Raw genomic sequence first — 16,565 nt, 5'->3', positions numbered from 1 at the left:
GGCTTCCCGTCCGCAAGGGCCGGGTTCGGCGTTGACCTTTTCGGTCGATGGTATATAACTGTCGCCAGCAGAAAATCGCCGGTATGGCGGACAAATGGGCTCCGGCCGCAGTTTCGGCCGCAAGGGGAGAAGCATGGAGATTTTGATCATCGGCGCCGGTGCCATGGGCGGTTTGTTCGCAAGCCTGCTCGCGCCCCATGCCCGCGTCCGCCTGCTCACCACCAATCTGGACCATGCCCGCGCCATCAACGCCAGGGGTTTGATGCTCACCGCCATGGACGGCTCGGTGCGCACGGCAACGGTCACGGTCCTGTCCGGACCGGGGGAGGACGACCGTCGGGCCGACCTGGTACTGATCTGCACCAAGGCCCGCGCCACCGAAGCCGCGGCCGCGACCGCCGGCCGGTTCCTGGCCGGGGACGGTTTGGCGCTCACCCTGCAAAACGGGCTCGGCAACCTGGAGCGGCTTGCCGCGACAGTGGGCGCGGACCGATCGGCCGCAGGCGTCACCTCCCAGGCGGCCACGCTGCTGGCTCCCGGCCATGTTCGCCACGCCGGCCGCGGTCCCACCGTGCTCGGCCGCATCCCCGGCCAGGCCGGGCGGCTTGCGACTGTCGCCGATCTGTTCAACCTGGCCGGCATCGACACCGAGGTGGCCGACGATGTCGACGCCCTGCTCTGGTCCAAGCTGATGGTCAACGTCGGCATCAACGCCCTGGTCGCCCTGCTGCGGGTACCCAATGGGGCGCTGCTGCTGGCGCCGGAGTGCGAGGCGCTGATGGCCGAAGCCGTGGCCGAGGCCGAAGCCGTGGCCGGGGCGCTGGGCATCGAGCTGCCCGGAGGCCGGCAGACGGACCGGGTCAGGCAGGTGTGCGCCCAGACCGCCGCCAACCGCGCCTCCATGCTCCAGGACATTCTCCGGGGCGCGCCCACCGAGATCGACGCTATCAACGGCGCCATCGTTGCCAAGGGACAAGAGCTGGGCATTCCCACCCCGGTCAACCAGCTGCTCACCCGCCTGATCAAGGCCCTGGAAGCCACCGCTTCCTATCGGATCGAATCTTTTTCTTCCGCCACCTCACCCCAGGAGAGCCCATGCACCAGAAAAAGCTGACCATTCCGGACATCCGCAGCCGCAAGAACGGCACCCCCATTTCCGAAATAACCGCCTACGACTATCCCCTGGCCCGGATGGCGGATGCGGCCGGGATCGACATCGCCCTGGTGGGCGACAGCCTGGGCATGGTGGTGCTGGGGTATCCGGACACGGTGTCGGTGACCATGGAGGAGATGCTGCACCATGCCAAGGCGGTGGTGCGGGGGATCGAACACGCCCTGGTGGTGGCCGACATGCCCTTCGGCTCGTACAACAGCTCGATTCCGCAGGCCATCGGCAATGCCAACCGCATGCTCAAGGAGGCACGGGTCGACGCGGTCAAGATCGAGGGCGGAGTGACCATGGCCGAGACCGTGGCGGCCATTGTCCGCGCCGGCATCCCGGTGCAGGGCCATATCGGCCTGACCCCGCAGACTGCCACCAGCCTCGGCGGCTTCAAGGTTCAGGGCAAGAGTGCCGAGGCGGCGCGGCAATTGATCGACGACGCCCGCGCCCTGGAGGATGCCGGCTGTTTCTCCATCGTGCTCGAAGCCATTCCCGCGCCCCTGGCCGAGCACATCACCAAGGCGGTGGCCATTCCCACCATCGGCATCGGCGCCGGTCCGGGCTGCGACGGCCAGGTGCTGGTGATCCACGACCTGATCGGCCTCTACGATCGGTTCGTGCCCAAATTCGTCAAGCAATACGCCAAGATCAGCGAACAGGTGATCGCCGCCCTGGGCCAATACAAGGCCGAGGTGGAGAGCCGTGCCTTTCCGGGCGCAGCCCACAGCTTCACCATGAAAACGGAAGAGCTGGACAAGCTGACGCGCTTGTATTGAAGACCGCGAATAGCGACGGTTCGCCCGCCCTGCCGCTCCAACTGCGGGGGCACGGCAACGGGCGGGCGGTTTACGGGGCGGGCTCGGCCCGGTCCAGGTCGCAATAGGCGGCGGGGACGAAGCGCGGCGTGCAGATGGCGAGGAAGACGAGGTCGTCCGGGCCGGCGTTGGCGATCCGCTGGCGGCAGCCGGCCGGAATGCGGACCACGTCGTTTTGCCGCACCTCGCGTGGCGCCCGGTCGCCCACCTCCACCCGGCCGGCGCCCTGCACGATCAGGTAGCGTTCCTCGATGCCGGCAAGGCTGTGCCAGCGGGTGGTGCGGCCCGGCTCGACCCTGGCCCTGGCCACCGAAACCGCCGGGTCGGCCGGGGTATTGTGCAGCTCGACGATGAAGCAGCCTTCCTCGAAGTAATATTCGTCCGGCGTCACGACGCGACCGTCCCCCGGCCGGGCCGGCCGGTTGCCCGGAAGCCGGGTCTCATCCGAGTTTTTGCTCGACGCTTCGCACCTTGTCGGCCATGCTCTGGTCGCGGTCGGTGCGTGTGCCCAGCTTGATGGTGGTGGTGATGCGCGGCGCGCCCATCTCGTGGACCCGCTGGTGGCACCGTTTGACCGCGGCCATCACCGCATCCCACTCGCCCTCGATGTTGGTGCCGTAGGCGTGCAGTTGCGACTTGAGTCCCGCCTCCTGCAGCACCCGGTGGCATTCGGCCACGTATGGGGAAACCGAAACGCCAACGCCCAGCGGCACCAGGCACAAATCCAGAATCACATGCATCTCTTCCTCCTTCACTCCGGCAAAACCGGGGTGGCGGTTGTTGGGTAACAGGGCTGAAATCCGGTCTTTTGGATGGAAAGCCGAAATCCTTTTTCTTCTGTACGCTTTCCACTATGCTACAGAGAACCACCGAAGACAACCCGTAATTCCGCCTCCGAGGTTGCCATGCGTATTCTCGTGCTCGAAGAGTCCAAGTCCACCCGCAACCTGCTGCGCACCCGGTTGGAACGGGCCGGCTACACGGTCGATACTGCCGATAACGGGCATCAGGGATTCCAACGGGCCACGGCCAACGCCTACGACGTCATCCTTTGCAACATCGCGATGCCGCACTGGGACGGCTTCAAGTTCATCGAGGCCATCCAGGTGGTCGCCCCGCATCTTCCCATTCTGGTCATCGTTCCGGCTTCGGGCGACCATGCGATCCGGGCTCGGCTGCACCAGTATTCCTCGGTGCTGGGGATTCTTGCCGAACCCTTCGATTTCGATGCCCTGCTCAAACGGCTGGCCGCCGTGCCCCGCCAGACCCACGCCAGCGTCAACAAAAAGGCCAAGATTGTCTGCACCATCGGCCCGTCGAGCAATACCCCGGAAATTTTGGGCAAAATGATCCTGGCCGGGATGGATGTGGCCCGGCTCAACTTTTCCCACGGCAGCTACGAAACCCACGAGGCAGCCCTGGCGGCGGTGCGCGAGGCGGAAAAGGCCTGGGAAAAGCCGATCGCCGTGCTTCAGGATCTGTGCGGCCCCAAGATCCGGACCGGGCCGATGCAGGGTGGGGCCGTCCAGCTGCTGGCAGGCGAGGTGCTGGCCATCCAGGCCGATCCGATGGAGGGCACGGCCCAACGGTTTTCGACCGTCGCCCCGGAAATCCTGGCCGATCTGCGAACCGGCGATCCGGTGCTGCTCGACGACGGCCTGCTGGAGTTGCGGGTGCTCAGGGAAGGCGCCAGGGAGGTGCTGTGCGAGGTGGTCGTCGGCGGGATGCTCAAGTCGGGCAAGGGGATCAACCTGCCCCAGACCGACCTCTCCCTGCCCGGCATCACCGCCAAGGACTGGCAGGATCTCGACTGGGGCCTGAATCATTCGGTCGATTACCTGGCCCTGTCGTTTGTGCGCAGCGCCGAGGACATCCGGCGGATCAAGCAGGCCATCGCCGTGGCGGGCAAGCGGCATCTCAAGGTGGTGGCCAAGATCGAGAAACCGGAGGCGGTGCGGGACATCCGCGAGATCGCCGAGGCGGCCGATGCGGTCATGATCGCCCGGGGCGACATGGGGGTCGAGCTGCCGGCGGCGCGGGTGCCGCGCATCCAGGAGCGGATCATCCAGTTGTGCTGGGAACTGAACACCCCGGTGATCACCGCCACCCAGATGCTCGACTCGATGACCGTCAATGTCCGCCCGACCCGCGCCGAGGTCACCGACGTCAGCATGGCGATCAAGGAGGGCACCGACGCGGTGATGCTTTCCCAGGAGACCGCCACCGGCATCGACCCGGTCAACGCGGTCCGTACCATGGCCTCGATCATCTGCGAGGAGGAGCGGCACGCCCGGCCCAGTGCCGAGCATTTCCGCGAGCTGGAGAAGGACGCCGCCGTCTACCCGGCCCTGTCGGCGGTGGCGCAGTTTGGCGCGGCCAGCGCCATCCTGCTGCTCGATCCGGACGGCACGCTCTATCCGCTCCTTTCCAAATGGAACCGCAAGGCGCCGATCCTGCTGGTGACCGGGTCGCTGCATGTGGCCCGGCACGCAAGCCTCTACCACAGCATTTTTCCGTTGATCGTCAAGGAGGAACTGGATCGGGCCGACATGGTCCTGCGTTCCCTGACCATGGCCAGGGAAGGGGGATACATCCACGCGGACGAGTCCATCGCCGTGGTCGAGGGGTCGCGGATCACCCGGCGCGGAATCCGGCAGATGGCCTCGGTCCAGGTGATCCGGATGGAAAGGGAGTAGAACGGACGGCCGCGGGGCTATGGCTTCCGATTCAGTCCGGGCGGGAAGTCGGGCGAGTTGTGGGCGGGGCGTGACGGCCAGGCCCTTGCGGCGAAGATTCGGGGCCGCAAGGACCTGGCGGATTCGACTGGAAGGACGCCCTGAGGGGCGGGCGGAGAAAACGGCTACTGGCAGTGGAGCATGGCCATCTGCATGACCAGGGGCGTCTCGAAGACCGCGCCGGCCTTGCCCCACTCCCGATAGCCGACACTCACCCACTCGCCCTGCTGCTCCCAGAGGTCGAAGCCGAATTTCCAGCCGCCGCACTGGTCGGCGCAGGTGTACTCGTGCGCCGGACCGTAGTAGAGAAAGCGCAGGCCGTCGTCGTCCTTGCTCTGCCGGGTCTGGCCGATCAGCACCTGATTGGCCCCGCGGGTCCTGGCCTCGGCCAGCACGGCGGTTTCCATGTCCTTGCCCGAGTATTTGGCCGGAAACTGCACCAGCGCCTCGGCGAACACCCGGCACGCTCTGTCCACCTGGCCCGGTTGAAAGGCCACGGTGACCGCCTGGGTGGGCGGATAGACCGGGCCGGTGTAGTCGGTCGGCGCGGCCCCGTCCAAACCGACCCATTTCTTGACGGTATTCTTGGCGCCGCAGCCCGTGAGGGCAACAAGGGCGGTCACGATCACAAGGCAACGAACTGTTCTCGACATGGACACACTCCGCAAAAGTTTCGATTGCTTGCCCGGAGCAGGCGCGGTTGCCACCGCGTCCGGGCGCGTTGCCCCAACAAAAGCAGGAGCCGAAAAAGAAAGCAAGCAGAAAAAGAACCGCGCTTTCGACCGGGGGAGGCGCGGTGCACGGGCCGCCCCTTGTGGGTCGCTTGTCCTGTTTCGCCGAGCCACGGCAGCTTGTTTTTGCGATAACTCGGTATAATGCGCCGGCACTTGGTTTTGCACGGCAACCATTTGAAAAACATACGATTATTTGCCTGGCAAACAATGTTGCCGAAGAGCGGAAAATCGATTAAAAACTCAATGAAATTGAGTAGCTAAAGGGCTGCCTTGTGCGCGCCGGGCATCGCTTGGCGGTCAAAGATATTGAAAGCATTTATTGGTGAATTCAGATAATTGTCGACAGCGGCCGATTGCGCCGCTCGACCGGGTTGTCGCTTGGACGGCCCGGTTTGAATAAAAAATACCAAAACAAGGAATTACATGGCTAGCGAACCGAACAAGATCATCTACTCGATGATCAAAGTAAGCAAGAAATACAACCAGAAACAGATTCTGAAGGATATCTCCCTTTCCTATTTCTACGGGGCCAAGATCGGCGTCCTGGGCCTCAACGGCTCGGGCAAAAGTACCCTGCTCCGCATTTTGGCGGGGATCGACAAGGAGCACGAGGGCAAGACCATTCTCTCCGAGGGCTTCACCATCGATTATCTGCCGCAGGAGCCGCTGCTCGATCCGCAGAAAACGGTGCGCGAGATCGTCGAGGAGGGGGCCCAGGCCACGGTCGACCTGCTCAACGAGTTCAATGCCATCAACGAGAAATTCGCCGAACCCATGGACGACGACGCCATGCAGGCCCTGATCGACCGGCAGGCCCAGGTGCAGGACAAGCTGGACGCCATCGACGCCTGGAACCTGGATTCGCGGTTGGAAATGGCCATGGACGCCCTGCGCTGTCCGCCGGCGGAGATGCAGTGCGGCGTGCTTTCCGGCGGCGAGAAACGGCGGGTGGCCTTGTGCCGCATCCTGCTGAAAAATCCCGATATCCTCCTGTTGGACGAGCCGACCAACCACCTGGACGCCGAATCGGTTTCCTGGCTGGAGCAGCACCTGCAGAAGTATCCGGGCACGGTCATCGCCGTCACCCACGACCGGTACTTCCTCGACAACGTCGCCGGCTGGATTCTGGAGTTGGACCGCGGCCAGGGCATCCCCTGGAAGGGCAACTATTCCTCCTGGCTGGAGCAGAAGCAGAAGCGGCTGGCCGTGGAGGAAAAAAAGGAGACCGAGCGCCAGCGCACCCTGGCCCGCGAGCTGGAATGGATTCGCATGAGCCCCAAGGGACGGCGGAGCAAATCCAAGGCGCGCATCACCGCCTACGAAAGCCTGCTCAACCAACAGGGCGAGAAGGCGGCGGGCGAGATGGAGCTCTACATCCCGCCGGGACCGCGGCTGGGCAAGTTGGCGATCGAGGCCGAGGGGTTGTGCAAGGGCTACGAGGGCAAGCTGCTGCTGGACAACTTCAGCTTCTCCCTGCCCCCCGGCGGCATTGTCGGCATCGTCGGCCCCAACGGGGCGGGCAAGACCACCTTGTTCCGGATGATCACCGGCCAGGAGCAGCCGGACGCGGGCACCATCCGCATCGGCGAGACGGTCAAGCTGGCCTATGTCGACCAATCGCGGGACAGCCTCGATCCGAAGCAGACCATCTGGCAGGCCATCTCCGAGGGCCAGGAGACTGTCTGGCTGGGCACGCGCGAGGTCAATTCCCGCGCCTACGTGGCCAAGTTCAACTTCACCGGCAGCGACCAGCAGCAGAAGGTGAGCGAGATCTCCGGGGGCCAGCGCAACCGGGTCCATCTGGCGCGGATGCTCAAGGAGGGCGGCAACGTGCTGCTGCTCGACGAGCCCACCAACGACCTCGATGTCAACACCATGCGCGCCTTGGAGGAGGCCCTCGAAAACTTTGCCGGCTGCGCGGTGGTCATCAGCCACGACCGCTGGTTTCTCGACCGCATCGCCACCCACATCATGGCCTTCGAGGGCAACAGCGAGGTGGTGTGGTTCGAGGGCAACTACTCCGACTACGAACAGGATTACAAGAAGCGCAAGGGCGCGGACGCCGACCAGCCGCACCGCATCCGCTATCGCCAGCTGACCAGGGACTGAAGCCCGGCCGCCGTATTTTTCCGTAGCGGAACTCCTCGACTGTGCTTATGATTCTTGCCACGATTGCCGGGGGCGGCAAAGAGGGTGCGCTCCTACATCGTGGCAAGAGATCGGTCCGGGGCATGGGAGAGGAGATGCAGCGATGAACAGTGCGGAAGGACAGGCCGCGGCGCACATGCTGGTGGAGCGCAAGTACTACACCTTTGCCGACCCGCCCGGGGAAATGGTCCTGGACAGCGGCGCCCGGCTGGGGCCGATCACGCTTGCCTACGAGACCCTGGGCCAGCTGAACGCCGACCGCAGCAACGCCATCCTCATTCTCCATGCCTTTTCCGGGGATTCCCATGTGGCGGGCTATCTGCGCGAAGACGACGAACGGCCGGGCTGGTGGGACAACATGGTCGGACCGGGCAAGCCGGTGGACACCGACCGCTACTTCGTCATCTGCTCCAACATCCTCGGCGGCTGCTCCGGCTCCACCGGCCCTTCCTCGGTCAATCCCGCGACCGGCAAGCCTTACGGCCTCGGCTTTCCCATGGTCACCATCAAGGACATGGTGCGGGCCCAGAAACACCTGGTCGACCATCTCGGCATCGGCAAGCTGATGTCCCTGGTCGGCGGCTCGGTGGGGGGCATGCAGGTGCTGCGCTGGTGCGCCGACTATCCGGAAAGGGTGGGCTCCGCCATTCCGCTGGCCACCACCACCCGCCACTCGGCCCAGGCCATCGCCTTCAACGAGGTGGCCCGCCAGGCGATCATGGCCGATCCGGAATGGAACAACGGCGACTACTACGACGGCTCCGGCCCGGCGCACGGCCTGGCGGTGGCGCGGATGATCGGCCACGTCACCTATCTGTCCGATTCGGCCATGCGGGAAAAATTCGGCCGCCGCCTGCATCGCAGTGCCCTGTCTTTCGATTTTACCGGCGATTTCCAGGTGGAAAGCTATCTCCACCACCAGGGCAAGAAATTCGTCAACCGCTTCGATGCCAACTCGCTGCTCTACATTACCAAGGCGGCCGACTATTTCGATCTCGAGCGCGACGGCGCCAGCCTGCTGGTCAACGAAACCCTGGCCGACGTGCCCTTCCTGGTGGTTTCCTTTTCCTCGGACTGGCTCTACCCCACCTATCAGTCGCGCAACATCGTCTCGGCGCTCAAGAAGAACGGCAGCGACGTCAGCTTCTGCGAAATCGAGGCCCAGTGGGGCCACGACGCCTTTCTCCTGCCGAACAAGCGGCTGGATGGCCTGATCGGCGGTTTTCTCGACCGGGTGTACCATGAACGCTGTCTATAATCCGGAGCTGGGTTCCATGCGGTTTGACCTCCAGGTGATCGCCTCCTGGATCGAGCCGGGCTCGCGGGTGCTCGACCTGGGCTGCGGCGCCGGCGATTTGCTCGACTACCTCAAACACAACCGGCAGGTCACGGGCACCGGTATCGAGCTTTCCGAGGAAAAGGCGGCGCGCTGCATTGAGCGCGGGCTCACCGTGCTTCAGGGCGATTTTCGCCGGGAGGTGCGCGATTATCCCGAAGGACGCTTCGACGTGGTGGTGCTGAGCCAAACCCTGCAGCAGATCACCGATCCCAAGGAGCTGCTCACCGACCTCTTGTGGATCGGCAAACGGGTGATCGTCAGCTTCCCCAACTTCGCCCACTGGTCGGCCCGCTTGCAGTTTTTGCTGACCGGCATGGCGCCCATCACCGACCAGCTGCCGTACGAATGGTACAACACGCCGAACATCCGGGTCATTTCAATCAATGATTTCAAGAGGTTCTTGCGGCTGTTCGGGGTGCGGATCGTGCGCGAGGTGGCGATCAACACCCATCACCACGACTACAAGGGCAATATCGTGCGGACATTGAAAAACCTGCGGGCCACCTACGGCATCATGATGCTGGAGCGAGTGGGATGACGCGCTGGGTTCAGGAGTTCATCATGGGAAAACAGGACATTCTCGCGAGCAGTTGCCGGACCGAATCCGTCTCGGCCGAACGGGTCGGCAGCCCCATTCCCGGGGCGGTTGCCGACCTGGCCGACGGGTTCAAGAGCGGCCGTTGGGCCAGCCACATCGAACCGGTGCCGATCCCCTCCAAGCATGAGGTGGTCGCCCTGATCGAGCAGGCGCAACGCATTCTCTTCCCCGGCTTCTTCTCCCCGGAGATCCTTCGGCCGGAGAGCCTGGAATACCATCTGGGGCAGCAGCTCAGCCTGTTTTACGAAAACCTGGCCAGCCAGATCAGCTCGGCCATCCGCCACGACTGTTTCCGCCACAACCAGGCCTGTACCCTGTGCAGCGAGCGGAGCTACGAGATCGCCGCCGCCCTGGTCGACAGCCTGGCCGCGATCCGCAACCTCCTTGAAACCGATATCGAGGCCACCCTGACCGGTGACCCGGCCGCGGCCAATTCGGACGAGGTGATTTTCAGTTATCCCGGCCTGTTCGCCACCATGGTCTACCGTCTGGCCCATCGGCTGCACCAACTCCAGGTGCCGCTCATCCCCCGCATCATGAGCGAGCAGGCTTACCATCGCACCGCCATCGACATCAATCCCGAGGCCACCATCGGCTCGCATTTCTTCATCGACCACGGTTCGGGCGTGGTGGTCGGTGCCACCACCACCATCGGCAACCGGGTGCGGCTCTACCAGGGCGTCACCCTGGGCGCGCTCAGCCTGCCCCGCGACGCCGGCGCCCGGCTGCGCGATGTCAAGCGCCACCCCACCATCGAGGACGATGTCATCGTCTACGCCAACGCCACCATCCTCGGCGGCGAAACCGTGGTCGGGGCGCGGTCGATCATCGGCGGCAACGTCTGGCTGACCGAATCGGTCGGCCCGGACACCAGGGTGATGCTGGAACAGCCCCGGCTGGTCTACATCGGCCGGGAGGAAGGAGGGAGATGATGCACTCCGCCATTTGCGACGATTTTTCTAGGGCCACGGGCAACACGCCCCTGGTGCGCCTGGCCCGCCTGACCACCGATGCCGAGCTGCTGGCCAAGGTCGAATCCATGAATCCGCTGGGCAGCGTCAAGGACCGGGTGGCCGTGGCCATGGTCGACGATGCCGAGCAGCGCGGCCTGCTCAAGCCGGGCGGGACCATTGTCGAGCCGACCAGCGGCAACACCGGCATCGGCCTGGCCTTTGTCGGCGCCGTCCGGGGATATACCCTGATCCTCACCATGCCGGAGAGCATGAGCATCGAACGCCGCAGGCTGCTGGCCCATCTGGGCGCCCGCCTGGTGCTGACCCCGGCGGCCGAGGGGATGAAGGGCGCGGTGGCCAGGGCCAGGGAGATGTGCACCCAAACGCCCGGCGCCTGGATGCCGGACCAGTTCGCCAATCCCGCCAATCCGGCCATGCATCGGCAAACCACCGGACCGGAGATCTGGCAACAGTGCGACGGCCGGATCGACGCCTTGGTCGCCGGGGTCGGCACCGGCGGCACCATCAGCGGCGCCGGCGGTTTTCTCAAAGAGCGCTATCCGGACCTGCGGGTGGTGGCGGTGGAGCCCGCGGCCTCGCCGGTTTTGTCCGGCGGCGTTGCCGGGCCGCACAAGATCCAGGGGATCGGGGCCGGATTTGTCCCGGACAATCTCGACCTCTCGCTGCTCGACGAGATCATGACCGTGGGCAACGAGGAGGCCATCGACGCCGCCCGCAACCTGGCGCGCACCGAGGGCATCCTCTGCGGCATCTCCGGCGGCGCGGCCCTGGCCTGCGCCCTGCGGCTGGCAGCGCGCCCGGAATACGCGGGCAAGCGGATCGTGACGGTCCTGCCCGACACCGGCGAGCGGTACCTGAGCACGGAACTGATGCGCGAATAACGGGCCGCGGCCGTGCCTGCTGGCCGCACTCGGCGGCAATTTCGAACAAAACCGTTGATCAACACCCTATAAATGGAAGCATTGCAACTATGGGAAAAATCGTTTCGCTGAATATCAGCCGGGAAAAAGGCGTCAACAAGGAGCCGGTGGAATCGGTCGAGGTCAAGATCGACCACGGCATGGTGGGCGACGCCCACGCCGGTGACTGGCACCGCCAGGTCAGTTTGCTGGCCGAGGAATCGATCGATTTCATGCGCAACAAGGGGCTGGAACTCGACCCCGGCGCCTTTGCCGAAAACATCACCACCGAGGGGCTCGAACTGGCCAGCCTGCCGATCGGTACCCGGCTGAGCAACGGCCAGGTGGTGCTGGAGGTGACCCAGATCGGCAAGAAATGCCATCACGGCTGCGCCATTTTCAAGCAGGTGGGCGACTGCATCATGCCGCGCGAGGGTATCTTCACCAAGGTGATCACCCCCGGCATTCTCCGTCGGGGCGACAGCCTGGACGTCATGCCGTGAGCGCCGCCTGCAGGCGGTGCGGCACCTGCTGCCTGCAGGGCGGTCCGGCCTTGCATGGCCCGGACCTGGCCTTGATCCGGGCCGGTTGGCTGCATCCGGACAACCTGATCACGGTCCGGCGGGGCGAACTGGCCGTCCAGCCGCTGGCCGCCGGCCCGGAACCGGTTGCGCGGGAATTCCTCAAGCTGGCCGGGCAGGGCGGCAGCTGGTGCTGCCTGTTTTACGATGGGGCCGCCGGCGGATGCCGATGCTACGACCACCGGCCCATGGCCTGCGGCCTGCTCGATTGCGCGGACACCGGCCCCCTGCTGGCCGTGGCCGGACAGGATCTGCTGACCCGGTTCGACTGCCTGGAGGCGGACGACCCCCTGGTGCCGCTCATGCGCGAGCACGAACGCACCTGCCCCTGCCCGGATCTGGAGGCGGTCGGCCACGACCTGCGCGGTGCCCAAACCGCCCGCGAGCGGCTGGCAAGGCTGGAGGCCGCCGTGGCCCGCGATCTCCGCTTCCGGGAACGGGCCGCCCAGAGCCTGGGGCTTTCCCTGGGCCGGGAACTGTTTGCCTTTGGCCGGCCGCTGTTCCAACTCCTCCTGCCCCTGGGCATCCAAACCCGCAACACCCCGGACGGCATCCGCGTAACGCTCGCCTCCGGCTGAATCGCTGCCCGGCTTTCCGGGATCTCCCTTGACGCTCCGAGGAAAACTCTTTAGAGTGCCGCACTTTTGTTTTTCCTTCCCACTTTGCCGAGGCCGACATGAGCGATTTCGATATCAAAGGCATGCTGTTTTCCTTCGACCAATTGAGCGACACCTACCTGCACGATGAGGTCGAGGAGGCCCTGCGCCACCGCGAGGAGGCGACGCCCCACCTGATCAAGGTAATCGAGAGCGTGGCCGACAATCCGCTGCTCTACAGCCTGGAACAGCGCAACGCCCATGTCTATGCCGCCGCCATTCTTTCCCATCTCGAGGAGACCGCCGCCCATCGGCCGTTCATCCGCGCCTTTTCCATTCCGGAAGAGCAGCTGGTCGACATCTGGGGCGACATCACCACCGAGATCCTGCCCACCTTTTTGTTCCGGACCTGCGGCGGCTCGCTGGAGGCGATCAAGGAGTTGATCGGCAACCGGGAAGTGGACCAATACGTGCGCTGCGCCGCCATGGAGGCCCTGTCCTATGCGGTGGTGGCGCAACCGGAGCGGCGGGCTGAAGTGGTTCGCTTTTTCCTGGGCCTGTTCACCGGCGAGGAGGCCGAGCGCGACTCCTTTTTTTGGGCCAACCTGGCGGCAACCCTCTGCGATCTGCATCCCGGCGAATCCATGGAGGTCTTGCGCCGGGCATATGAGGAGGGCTTGATCCACAAGGGGTTCATTTCCCTGGAGGATATCGAGAAGATCAACGACATGGACTTCGATGCGACCATGGAACGCCTGCGCGGCTGGACCGCCGACCGGGCGCCGGCCGATGTCCACGCCTACATCTCGTGGTTTGCCGAATTCCACCAGGAGGAACTGGAGCGGATGTCGCCGCCTGCCAAGGATAAGGGCAAGAAAAAGAAAGGCCAGGCCAAGGCCAAGCCGGCGAAGAAATCGGGCAAGAAGAAAAAACGCCGATAAATCAGCAGTTACCGCTCATAGTGGTGGACGGCCGGGGAGAAGAGATCGATCCGTGGCTGTTCGCCTCCCCTCCCATATCCTGCCGCGATCACGGCGGCAGCTTGCCATCTTGCCCGCCCGAACGATCCGCGCCTGGCGGATTTCACACCAATTTACCGATGATATAGCCGATGACGATGCCCACGATCAGGGCGACGGTCACGCCGCGATAGGTGAGCACGTCTTTGGAGTAGCCCCGGCGAATGGCGACAAAGGAGACCAGGTAGCCGACCGCGTTCAGCAGCCAGATAAAACCCAGAGACAGGATTTTGACGATGAGTGGCCCCACCAGAGGAACCACGGCGATCACCCCGAGTAGCCAGGCGAAGGCGTTGGAAAGCAGGCCGATGAGAAATACGCTGCTGGCGATGATGTGTTTGTCGATGTGGAAGTGAATGCCCAGCCAGATGAAGGCGGCAATGATGCCCCAGGTCGGCAGCATGAACTTCCAATTCATCCACCAGGGAAATGGTGCGTCGGTGCCGTTGTCCTGGTTCTGGGCGGACGGGCTGTCCGGTTCGGTCCCCATCGGGACTTGGTCGCTGTCGTGGTTGCTGTCCATGGGCTGTGCGTCCGAATGGGGGCGTCGGCAGGAAGCGGTGGCCGTGCCCTTTAGGAGTGGCCGCGCCGCAAACCGGCGGTCGCGAAAAGATCGTTGCCGCCCATGCCGGCCGTGGTCGGCAGGGCGCATCGGGCGGCAACGGCTTGAAAGAAGAGGGCAGCCCCTTGGCGCCTCACGGTGGTTTGGGCGGGTTGCGTCCGTGCAACCAGCAACGGCGATGGAGCTTGTCGTCGTACAAGCGGTCGCCGTTGCCGGGGCGCCAGGTCAAGACCCACAAGGGGCTGTATGCGTCGGTTTTTAGTGTGGCGGTTGCGCGGGCCGGCGCGGCTCTGCGTCCGGCGTGGCCGTTCTGGCGCGGATCGTTGCCGGTCCCTCGTCCGCCTGGCCCGCGAGGTCTTGTCTCAGCTTACTTCTGCTCGCCACCGATAAGCCGGTAGACAATCGCGCCGATTACGGCGCCGACGATGGGTGCGGCCCAGAACAGCCAGAGCTGGGCAATGGCCCAATCGCCCACGAACAGCGCCACGCCCGTGCTGCGGGCGGGGTTGACGGAGGTGTTCGTGACCGGAATGCTGATCAGGTGGATGAGCGTCAGGCACAGGCCGATGGCGATCGGGGCGAATCCCTGGGGGGCGCGTCGATCGGTGGAGCCGAGAATGACCAGCAGAAACATCATGGTCATGACCACTTCGGTGATCAGCGCGGCCACCATACTGTAACCGCCGGGGGAGTGCGCGCCAAAGCCGTTGGAGGCGAAGCCGCCGGCCAGATCGAATCCCTGCTTACCGGTGGCGATGAGGTACAGCACGCCGCCGGCTGCAATCGCGCCCAACACCTGGGCGATGATATAGGGCACGATGTCCTTGGTCGGAAACCGGCCGCCGGCCCAGAGTCCGATCGTTACCGCCGGGTTGAGATGGCAGCCGGATATGTGGCCGATGGCAAAAGCCATGGTCAGCACCGTCAAGCCGAATGCCAGCGAAACGCCGAGCAGGCCGATGCCGACATTTGGGAAAGCCGCGGACAAGACCGCGCTGCCGCATCCGCCGAGGACCAGCCAAAAGGTTCCAAAAAACTCCGCCCCATACTTTTTCATTCTCTTTCTCCTTTGTTGAAGTGATGTCAGGGAAGTCTCCCCGTCGTGGTCTGTAAGTCATTAATTTGAACCGAATCTGATAGTTACCGGTTTTATTCCGCCTGTAAAGGATTTTGTGCGGCCAGCCTTTTTCTTTCCATCGGACCGTTTTCGGGAAAGGATCCGCTTGAAAGAATGCCGGTTTCTCTTCGTTTCCCCTGGCCGTCCGGCTGCCATCGTTTTTTTTACCGGCTTGCCAGGATTCGCACACTTTGTTTCGCGAGCAAAATAATAATGATTATCGTTAAAGCAAAGAAAAAGATGGCCGCGAACTCAGCCGCGCGCCGGCCCCGGTCGGGCGAAACGCTGGATGGGAGGGAGGTGAAAATGGAACCACTTGAAATCAAAGGAAGAAAAATCCTGGTCGATGCAAATGGCTACCTTGCCGATAAAAACGATTGGAACGAGGATGTCGCCACGATACTGGCCGAACAGGAAGGTCTCGGACCACTGTCGCCGGAGCAGATGGACATTATCCGGTTCATGCGTGAATATTACCTGCAATACAGGGTGTTCCCGATGCTGAACAATATCTGCCGCCTGTCGCATCAAACCAAGGAATGTGTCCCCAGGCAATTTGTCAACCCTGAAAAAGCCTGGAAAATAGCCGGATTGCCCAAGCAGGAGGGGGTCCACTTCGTCAGTATGGATGGCGAGCATTATTTCATGGAATCCTACTGCTGAGGCAAAACGCCGGTCAAATCCCGCCAAGGAGGTATGGTCATGTATACGGCAAGAGAATTGTGCGAGAAAATCACTTCGATCTATCCGGATGTCGGCATGTGCGGCGTCGATATCAACGTCGATTTCAATGAACGGGAAAAAACCTGGATGGTGCATATGCTCAAGGGGTCGCACTCGTTGGACCATTTTCTCGAGGTGATGGACGCCGACCGCTGCATGCACGGCCGGCAGTGCCTCTCCTTGGGGCTCGAGATAGCGCAGATGCGGAAAAATATCGAAGGCGAGCAGTTTTAAGGTCGGGAGCCGCGATCCTTGAGGGGCGAAACCGGCACCGTCGGCATCGCGCTCCCCGGCAGCGGGCAACCGTTTGCCCGGTTGGCTGCGGGCGGGAGGTGGATCTCGGCCGCCCGTCACCAACTTAACCCGGATTATTCATAAAGACTCAAGTTTCGGGGTTGGCATGACCGAGGGAAATCGACAGTCAACCTTTTGAAATAATGTCGTTTTAACGTGAAAAGCCTTTTGCTTTCCGATACATTGGATTTGCGAAAATACCTAATGATATCAAAAAGAAAAGGCTCAGATGAACCATACTCAATGCCACCGGGAGCAACAAGAGGCAA

At 63.5% G+C, this 16,565-nt stretch carries 18 protein-coding genes; 13 read left to right on the top strand and 5 right to left on the bottom strand.

From position 1 onward, the window contains the following. Positions 1–133 precede the first annotated feature (133 nt). Both RMR13_RS06930 and panB read left to right on the top strand, forming a co-directional pair. Positions 134–1,114 (top strand): 2-dehydropantoate 2-reductase, encoded by a 981-nt coding sequence (locus tag RMR13_RS06930; protein ID WP_310599910.1) that lies wholly within the window; start codon positions 134–136, stop codon positions 1,112–1,114. Continuing rightward, entirely contained in the window at positions 1,096–1,938 is an 843-nt protein-coding gene (gene panB / locus RMR13_RS06925) for a 3-methyl-2-oxobutanoate hydroxymethyltransferase (RefSeq protein ID WP_310599909.1), read from the top strand. The genes RMR13_RS06930 and panB overlap by 19 nt, the downstream gene beginning before the upstream one ends. 70 nt (positions 1,939–2,008) lie before the next feature. Here panB and RMR13_RS06920 read toward each other — a convergent pair whose 3' ends face one another. After that, complete coding sequence (locus RMR13_RS06920) at positions 2,009–2,368, bottom strand: cupin domain-containing protein (RefSeq protein WP_310599908.1); 360 nt, start codon at positions 2,366–2,368, stop codon at positions 2,009–2,011. 49 nt (positions 2,369–2,417) lie between these two features. Then, a complete protein-coding gene (locus RMR13_RS06915) occupies positions 2,418–2,717 on the bottom strand; it encodes an MTH1187 family thiamine-binding protein (protein ID WP_310599907.1) in 300 nt (99 codons plus the stop codon). Between the two features lie 165 nt (positions 2,718–2,882). On the opposite strand from RMR13_RS06915, the gene pyk reads away from it, so the two are divergent. Continuing rightward, the gene (pyk, locus tag RMR13_RS06910) at positions 2,883–4,673 is read left to right on the top strand and encodes a pyruvate kinase (protein ID WP_310599906.1); all 1,791 of its coding nucleotides are present in this window, start codon (positions 2,883–2,885) and stop codon (positions 4,671–4,673) included. Positions 4,674–4,837: 164 nt separating this feature from the next. Here the strand turns inward: pyk and RMR13_RS06905 are convergent, their stop codons facing one another. After that, a complete protein-coding gene (locus tag RMR13_RS06905; RefSeq protein WP_310599905.1) occupies positions 4,838–5,365 on the bottom strand; it encodes a hypothetical protein in 528 nt (175 codons plus the stop codon). 504 nt (positions 5,366–5,869) lie between these two features. Between RMR13_RS06905 and ettA the strand changes: the two genes are divergently transcribed. The 8 genes from ettA to RMR13_RS06865 all read left to right on the top strand — a co-directional run bounded on the left by ettA (position 5,870) and on the right by RMR13_RS06865 (position 13,522). Then, positions 5,870–7,555, top strand: a complete 1,686-nt coding sequence (ettA, locus tag RMR13_RS06900) for an energy-dependent translational throttle protein EttA (RefSeq protein WP_310599904.1) — start codon at positions 5,870–5,872, stop codon at positions 7,553–7,555. Positions 7,556–7,697: 142 nt separating this feature from the next. After that, positions 7,698–8,852 (top strand): homoserine O-acetyltransferase, encoded by a 1,155-nt coding sequence (locus RMR13_RS06895; RefSeq protein WP_310599903.1) that lies wholly within the window; start codon positions 7,698–7,700, stop codon positions 8,850–8,852. Further along, entirely contained in the window at positions 8,836–9,471 is a 636-nt protein-coding gene (gene metW, locus RMR13_RS06890; protein ID WP_310599902.1) for a methionine biosynthesis protein MetW, read from the top strand. Before RMR13_RS06895 ends, metW begins: the two co-directional genes overlap by 17 nt. Positions 9,472–9,494: 23 nt before the next feature. Further along, positions 9,495–10,463: a serine acetyltransferase gene (locus RMR13_RS06885; RefSeq protein WP_310599901.1), complete on the top strand. Its 969-nt coding sequence runs from the start codon at positions 9,495–9,497 to the stop codon at positions 10,461–10,463. After that, on the top strand, positions 10,460–11,386 hold the full coding sequence (cysK, locus tag RMR13_RS06880) for a cysteine synthase A (protein ID WP_310599900.1): 927 nt from the start codon (positions 10,460–10,462) through the stop codon (positions 11,384–11,386). Before RMR13_RS06885 ends, cysK begins: the two co-directional genes overlap by 4 nt. An 89-nt stretch (positions 11,387–11,475) precedes the next feature. Next, positions 11,476–11,907 (top strand): MOSC domain-containing protein, encoded by a 432-nt coding sequence (locus tag RMR13_RS06875; protein WP_310599899.1) that lies wholly within the window; start codon positions 11,476–11,478, stop codon positions 11,905–11,907. Further along, entirely contained in the window at positions 11,904–12,563 is a 660-nt protein-coding gene (locus RMR13_RS06870) for a YkgJ family cysteine cluster protein (protein WP_310599898.1), read from the top strand. The genes RMR13_RS06875 and RMR13_RS06870 overlap by 4 nt, the downstream gene beginning before the upstream one ends. A 98-nt stretch (positions 12,564–12,661) precedes the next feature. Further along, positions 12,662–13,522, top strand: coding sequence for a DUF1186 domain-containing protein (locus RMR13_RS06865; RefSeq protein ID WP_310599897.1), 861 nt, complete (start codon positions 12,662–12,664; stop codon positions 13,520–13,522). A 142-nt stretch (positions 13,523–13,664) separates the two neighbouring features. Here RMR13_RS06865 and RMR13_RS06860 read toward each other — a convergent pair whose 3' ends face one another. Continuing rightward, positions 13,665–14,123, bottom strand: coding sequence for a hypothetical protein (locus RMR13_RS06860; protein WP_310599896.1), 459 nt, complete (start codon positions 14,121–14,123; stop codon positions 13,665–13,667). Between the two features lie 406 nt (positions 14,124–14,529). Next, a complete protein-coding gene (gene aqpZ / locus RMR13_RS06855; RefSeq protein ID WP_310599895.1) occupies positions 14,530–15,219 on the bottom strand; it encodes an aquaporin Z in 690 nt (229 codons plus the stop codon). Between the two features lie 174 nt (positions 15,220–15,393). Between aqpZ and RMR13_RS06850 the strand changes: the two genes are divergently transcribed. Together RMR13_RS06850 and RMR13_RS06845 are read left to right on the top strand one after the other, a co-directional pair. Further along, on the top strand, positions 15,394–15,942 hold the full coding sequence (locus tag RMR13_RS06850; RefSeq protein ID WP_310599894.1) for a TusE/DsrC/DsvC family sulfur relay protein: 549 nt from the start codon (positions 15,394–15,396) through the stop codon (positions 15,940–15,942). A 39-nt stretch (positions 15,943–15,981) separates the two neighbouring features. Next, the gene (locus RMR13_RS06845; protein WP_310599893.1) at positions 15,982–16,236 is read left to right on the top strand and encodes a hypothetical protein; all 255 of its coding nucleotides are present in this window, start codon (positions 15,982–15,984) and stop codon (positions 16,234–16,236) included. Positions 16,237–16,565: the final 329 nt, after the last annotated feature.

Origin of the sequence: Desulfobulbus sp., assembly GCF_031547805.1 — a bacterium.
Lineage (GTDB): Bacteria > Desulfobacterota > Desulfobulbia > Desulfobulbales > Desulfobulbaceae > Desulfobulbus.
This window is presented reverse-complemented; position numbering and strand designations above follow the sequence as displayed.